Raw genomic sequence first — 6,235 nt, forward strand, 5'->3', positions numbered from 1 at the left:
CAGGGCGTGCTGCGGCTTTCGGCGGTGCATTACACCAGCGCCGAAGATGTGGCGCGGCTGATCGCGGCGCTCGGCCGCGTGTTGTGACGCAGGTGGCCTCTGCTTGGGGTCTATTGGCAATGAAGACGCCGCGATGAGTGGTGCACCGCCCGTGCTGGTATGGTTTCGCCGCGATCTGCGGCTGACCGATAACCCCGCCCTCGCGGCGGCGGCGCGGCAAGGGCGGCCAATCATCTGTTTGTTCGTCCTCGACCCCGAAACCGAAGCGATGGGTGCCGCGGCGCGCTGGCGGTTGGGGCAGGGGTTGGCGGTATTGGCCGCGCAATTGCAGGCGCGTGGCCAGTGCCTGATCTTGCGGCGCGGCGATGCGCTGACGGTGCTGCGTGCGGTATTGGCCGAAACCGGCGCGACCGGCTTGCACTGGGGGCGGCTTTATACGCCCGCGGAAATGGCGCGTGACAGGCAGATAAAGGCAGCACTGCGGGCCGAGGGCGTGGCGGTGGAAAGCCACGCTGGCGCGCTTTTGGCAGAGCCGTGGCAGGTGCAAACCGGCGCGGGCGGGCCTTACCGCGTTTACACACCCTTCTGGCGCGCGATCATGGCGCGCGAGGTGGCTGCGCCGCTTGCCGCGCCTGCGGCCTTGCCCGCCCCACCGAACTTGCCGCAAAGCGATAGTCTGGCGGCGTGGTGCCTTGAGGCCGGGGTGGCGCGTGGCGGCGATGTACTGGCGCGCCACGCATCCGTGGGCGAGCAGGCCGCCGCTGACCGCTTGGCGGACTTTCTGCGCGACGGTCTGGCGCGCTATGATGCGGCGCGCGATTTTCCGGCACAGGATGGCACATCGGGGCTTTCGGCCTATCTTGCGCTGGGCGAAATCGGCGTTCGGCAGGTCTGGCATAGGGTGCTGCGGGCGCTGCACGAAGGCGCACCCGGCGCAGAGCCGTTCCTTCGCCAACTGGTCTGGCGCGAGTTCGCGGCGCATCTGATGTATCACTTCCCAGATCTCGACCGCCGCGCATGGCGGCCCGATTGGGATGGCTTTCCATGGCGGGGCGACAATGACGACGCCGAGGCATGGCGGCGCGGCGAAACCGGCGAGCCGCTGGTAGATGCCGCCATGCGCGAACTCTACGCTACCGGGCATATGCACAACCGCGCGCGGATGGTGGTGGCAAGCTATCTGACCAAGCACCTTCTGACCGACTGGCGGGTGGGGCTTGCGTGGTTTGCCGACTGCCTTGTCGATTGGGATGCTGCGTCAAATGCGATGGGTTGGCAGTGGGTTGCAGGCTGTGGCCCCGATGCCGCGCCGTATTTTCGCATCTTCAACCCGGCAACGCAGGCGGCAAAGTTCGACCCAGAGGGGCTATACCGCCGCTTTTGGCTGGAACCGGGTCAGCCGGGGGCAGAGGCTTTCCATGCGGCCGCGCCGCGCAGTTGGCAAACCGGGGCGCGCGCGCCACGCCCGCAGCCCGTGGTTGGGTTGGCCGAGGGGCGCGCGCGCGCGCTGGCGGCGCTGGAGCGTTTCAAGCGCGGCTGAATTGCCGCCATTTGGGACGCAATGGTCATGGCCCCTTGCACTGCGCGCGGCGCTGAGGAAAACTGCGCAAAAGCAACCCGAAGGGGCAAGCGATGCCAACCGCAGCCAAGCTTTTCGCCTCTCTGTTCATGGCGCTGACCGGTGCTGCTGCACTATGGCTGCTGCGGGCGGATGAACCGGGGCTGCGCGCGACGATCATCGCATTCGCGGTAACCCTGCCGGTGGCGGTTTTTACGGGCTGGCGCGAATGTGGCGCGCGCGCCGGGCGCGGCTTTGGTGCTAGCATGTTGGCCGGGTTTCGCGCCTCAATCTATATGGTGATCACTGCGGTGCTGGTTTTGGCCGTGATGCAGATGTTCAAGCTGGCTTGGGCGCGCCACTATGATGCACCGACCGAGGCTGTGGTGGATATCGTGTCGCTGGCTATGGGCTTTGCCCGGCCTTTGACCGATGCCACGGTTGCGGCAACGCTGGTGGTGGGCGGGCTGGTGACTGGCCTTGTGGCCGAAATGGCCGCGCGGCGTTGGCGCTGATGGCAGATTTCTTTTTCTACGGAACGCTTTGCCATCCGCCTTTGCTGGCGGCGGTTTTGGGCCGCGAGGTGGCGATGGTGCCCGCGTTTCTGCCCGGCCACGCGGTGCGGCAGGCCGAGGCAGAGGGCGGCGGCAGGCCGTTTCCGCTGTTGTGCGCAGGCGGTGAAGGCGCGCAAGGCGTGTTGGTGCGCGGCCTGAGCGCGCAAGATGCCGAGCGGCTTGATTATTACGAGGCAGGCTTTGCCTTCGCGATCCGCGAGGTCGAGGTCCAGACCGAGGGCGGTGCGGTGCCTGCGCGGGTGTATTTTGCCGATGCAGGTCGCTGGCGCGAAGGCGCACCTTGGGTTTTGGCAGACTGGGCTGCAAGCTGGGGCGAGGTGGTGACCGAGGCGGCAGCCGATTTCATGGCGGGGATCGGGCAGGTGGCACCCGAGGTGGCACTGGCGCGCTACCCGTCGGTTCTGGCGCGCGCGGCATCGCGGTTGCGCGCCCGTGGTACCGCGCCCGCCACGCGGCGGCGGCAAAGTGCGGCAGGCGATGTGCTGGTCGAGGCGCAGCATCTGGCACATGCGGGGTTCTTTTCGCTGGAACTTTACCGGCTACGCCATCGCCGCTTTGACGGCGGCCTATCGGCGCCGATCGAGCGCACGGCATTTGTTTCGACCGATGTGGTCGTGGTCCTAGCCTATGATCCCCGGCGCGACAGGGTGCTGTTGGTCGAGCAATTTCGCATCGCGCCGCTTGCACGCGGGGATGCCAACCCGTGGCTTCTGGAGCCTATCGCCGGGCGCGTGGATGCGGGCGAGACGCCCGAGGCTGCGGCGCGGCGCGAGGCTGCCGAAGAAGCGGGGATCATGCTGGGCGAGCTGATCGCGGGGCCTCGGTTTTACCCATCGCCGGGTGCCAAGACCGAGTTTGTTTACAGCTTCCTTGCGCTCTGTGATCTGTCCGATGATATTGCCGGAAACGGCGGGCTGACCCATGAAGGCGAAGACATCCGCAGCCATGTGCTAGAGTTTGCCGAGGCCGAGGCGTTGATGGACTCGGGCGAAATCGCCACCGGGCCGCTTTGGGTGATGCTATTGTGGCTGGCACCGCGCCGCGCGGGCCTGCGCGCGCAGGCCCTGTCTGCTCATGGGGCTTGAGGCGGCGTCGCCTCGGGCTTAAGTCTGCACTACGCTTGCCGCGAAAGGAGCCCCGATGCGCATCTGTAGCGATCTTGCCGCCTCGATAGGAAACACGCCGCTGATCCGCCTGCGCGCGGCCTCTGAGGCGACGGGCTGCGAGATTCTGGGCAAGGCCGAGTTCATGAACCCCGGCCAGTCGGTCAAGGACCGCGCCGCGCTGTTCATCATCCGCGATGCGATTGCCCGCGGGGCGCTTGGCCCCGGTGGCACGATCGTGGAAGGCACGGCGGGCAATACCGGCATCGGTTTGGCGCTGGTAGGGGCCAGCATGGGGTTTCGCACGGTGATCGTAATCCCCGAAACCCAAAGTCAGGAAAAAAAGGATATGCTGCGGCTGGCGGGTGCCGAATTGGTGCAAGTGCCCGCGGCGGCTTATGCAAAGCCCAATAATTACGTGCGCTATTCGGGCCGACTGGCCGCGGCGCTTGCCAAAACCGAACCGAACGGCGCGATCTGGGCGAACCAGTTTGACAATGTCGCCAATCGGCAAGCGCATCTGGAAACCACCGGCCCGGAAATCTGGGAACAAACCGGTGGCCGTGTCGATGGCTTTGTCTGCGCGGTGGGCTCGGGCGGCACATTGGCGGGGGTGGCGATGGCCTTGCAGCCCAAGGGCGTCAAGATCGGCCTTGCAGACCCGGAAGGCGCGGCGCTGCACAGCTATTACACCACGGGCGAGTTGCGCGGGCAGGGCAGCTCGATCACCGAAGGGATTGGGCAGGGACGCATAACCGCCAACCTTGAAGGCATCCGCCCGGACATGAGCTGGACCGTGCCCGATTCAGAGGCGTTGCCGGTGGTGTTTTCACTGTTGGCCGACGAGGGGCTTTGCCTTGGCGGCTCGTCTGGCGTGAACGTGGCGGGTGCCATGCGCATGGCGCGCGAAATGGGGCCGGGGCACACGATCGTCACGGTGCTTTGCGACTACGGCACGCGCTATCAATCAAAGCTTTTCAACCCAGATTTCCTGCGCGCCCGCAATTTGCCGGTTCCCGGCTGGCTCGATGGGCCAGCCCGCGCGTTGCCCGAGGTGTATGAGGAATGATGCAGCGATTGGCCCTAACCCGCTGGCTTGTCGCGCTGATCTTGGTCATCGGGCTTGTCGCTCCGTTGGCGGCGCAAGAGACGACACCTAGCCTGACGGTCTGGGACCGTGTCGCCAGCCGCGCCGAGGAAAGCGTGGCCGATGCCGACGCTTCAGACTTGGTGCTGAGCCAGCTTCGCACCGAAATCGTCACATGGCGCAGCCAGTTCGCCAGCGCGCAGGTTGCCGACAAGGCGCGGATCGAGACGCTGAAGGGGCAGATCGCAGCACTGGGCGACGCACCCGAGGCGGGCGCGGTCGAAGCACCTGAAATCGCGCAACGAAGGACCGAGCTGAATGACCAGCTGGCAAAGCTGCAAGCGCCGGTCCTAGCGGCGGTCGAGGCATGGAGCCGCGCCGACGGCATCATCAGCGAGATCGACTCGATCCTGCGGGTCCGGCAGGCGGATGCACTGCTAAAGCTGTCTCCGACCCCACTCAACCCGACCAACTGGCCAGCTGCTTTTGTTGCGCTTATCGGCGCGGCGAAAGCGGTGAGCAGTGAAACCCTTGATCTTGTCGAGGCGGAAGACGGGTTTGCGCAAATCAAGAGCAATGCGCCGCTTATTGTCTTTTATTTGCTGGCCGCAGGCGTGCTTATCTGGCGCGGGCGCGGTTGGATGGAAACGCTGTCTGAACGACTGGCCCGGTTGACCTCGATTCGCGGGCGGCAGGTTTTTGCTTCGCTGGTGTCTCTGGGGCAAATCCTGTTGCCAATGGTGGGGGTGCTGGCGCTGGTGGCGGCGTTGAAGGCCACGGGTCTTTTCGGCACCCGCGGCACAGCGATTTTGGATGAGTTGCCCTTTGCCGGGTTGACGCTGCTTACCGCGTGGTGGCTGGGGGGCAGGGTGTTTCCGCGCGAAGGTGGCGACGATGCGCCACTTGCGCTGTTGCCCGAGCGCCGCGCCGAGGGGCGTTTTCTGGTTACGATGACGGGCCTTTTGCTGGCCGTGCAGGGCTTCATTCAGGCGGGCGTCGTGCCTTTTGCCGGCATGGCGCTGGCGGTGGGAATGTTGCGCGGCGATGCGCCGATGGTGGTGCCGGAACAAACCACCGAAGCCGCAGCCGCAGTGATCCAGTTCCCGCTGGTTGTGCTGGGGGCGATACTGCTGTTCCGCTTTGGCCAACTGATGCGCCGCCATTTGCGCATCACGGGCTCTGATACGCCCGAGTCAACCTTGCGCACGCGGTTGACGCGCGGTGTGGGCAATGCCTCGATCGCGGTTGCAGTGGTGGCACCGACGCTGGCGGCGGTGGGCTATATCAGCGCCGCGAACGCGCTGATCTGGCCCACGCTTCTGTCGCTGGGATTGGTGGCGACGCTGATGGTGCTGCAAAGCTTTGCCGCCGACATTTATGCGCTGGCTGTGCGTTCGGAAGGCGCTGCGCACGATGCGTTGGTGCCGGTGCTGATGGGCTTCGTGCTGGCCTTGGGCACCTTGCCTTTGCTGGCGCTGATCTGGGGGGCGCGGCTATCCGACCTTTTGGAGGTGTGGGAAAGTTTCCGTGCCGGGGTGACGATAGGTGGCACGCGCATTTCACCCGCAGCGTTCTTGACCTTTGCCATCGTTTTTTCGGCTGGTTACGCACTGACGCGTTTGATGCAATCAACGCTAAAGACCTCGGTGATGCCCAAGACGCGGCTCGACAAGGGCTCGCAAAACGCGATCAGTTCAGGGCTGGGGTATGTCGGCATCTTTCTGGCCGCATTGATCGCGATCACCTCGGCAGGGATCGACCTTTCGTCACTGGCGATTGTTGCAGGTGCGCTTTCGGTTGGTATCGGCTTTGGTTTGCAGAACATCGTTTCCAACTTCGTCTCGGGTATCATCCTGTTGATAGAACGACCGATTTCCGAGGGTGACTGGATCGAGGTCGGCGGCAATCAGGG

The 6,235-nt window shown here is 65.2% G+C and carries 5 protein-coding genes; all 5 read left to right on the forward strand.

Annotated features, from left to right (window positions below):
- The first annotated feature begins 133 nt into the window (after positions 1–133).
- Positions 134–1,540, forward strand: a complete 1,407-nt coding sequence (locus tag ABY403_RS12255) for a deoxyribodipyrimidine photo-lyase (protein ID WP_372841107.1) — start codon at positions 134–136, stop codon at positions 1,538–1,540.
- A gap of 92 nt (positions 1,541–1,632) precedes the next feature.
- Positions 1,633–2,073 carry a TrgA family protein gene (locus tag ABY403_RS12260; RefSeq protein WP_372841108.1) on the forward strand — a complete coding sequence of 147 codons (441 nt, stop codon included), beginning with the start codon at positions 1,633–1,635 and terminating at the stop codon, positions 2,071–2,073.
- The gene (locus tag ABY403_RS12265) at positions 2,073–3,218 is read left to right on the forward strand and encodes an NUDIX domain-containing protein (protein WP_372841109.1); all 1,146 of its coding nucleotides are present in this window, start codon (positions 2,073–2,075) and stop codon (positions 3,216–3,218) included. Before ABY403_RS12260 ends, ABY403_RS12265 begins: the two co-directional genes overlap by 1 nt.
- 55 nt (positions 3,219–3,273) lie before the next feature.
- Positions 3,274–4,305: a cysteine synthase A gene (locus ABY403_RS12270; RefSeq protein WP_372841110.1), complete on the forward strand. Its 1,032-nt coding sequence runs from the start codon at positions 3,274–3,276 to the stop codon at positions 4,303–4,305.
- The coding region (locus ABY403_RS12275) for a DUF3772 domain-containing protein (RefSeq protein WP_372841111.1) at positions 4,305–6,235 on the forward strand (1,931 nt) is incomplete at its 3' end. The genes ABY403_RS12270 and ABY403_RS12275, both read left to right, overlap by 1 nt.

The organism is Phaeovulum sp., from assembly GCF_041596715.1.
GTDB lineage: Bacteria > Pseudomonadota > Alphaproteobacteria > Rhodobacterales > Rhodobacteraceae > UBA6213.

Excerpts from the sequence above, each read along its gene's own strand:
- ABY403_RS12265 (WP_372841109.1), top strand. The coding sequence starts at position 2,073 with ATGGCAGATTTCTTTTTCTACGGAACGCTTTGCCATCCGCCTTTGCTG.
- ABY403_RS12255 (WP_372841107.1), top strand. The coding sequence starts at position 134 with ATGAGTGGTGCACCGCCCGTGCTGGTATGGTTTCGCCGCGATCTGCGG.
- ABY403_RS12260 (WP_372841108.1), top strand. The coding sequence starts at position 1,633 with ATGCCAACCGCAGCCAAGCTTTTCGCCTCTCTGTTCATGGCGCTGACC.
- ABY403_RS12270 (WP_372841110.1), top strand. The coding sequence starts at position 3,274 with ATGCGCATCTGTAGCGATCTTGCCGCCTCGATAGGAAACACGCCGCTG.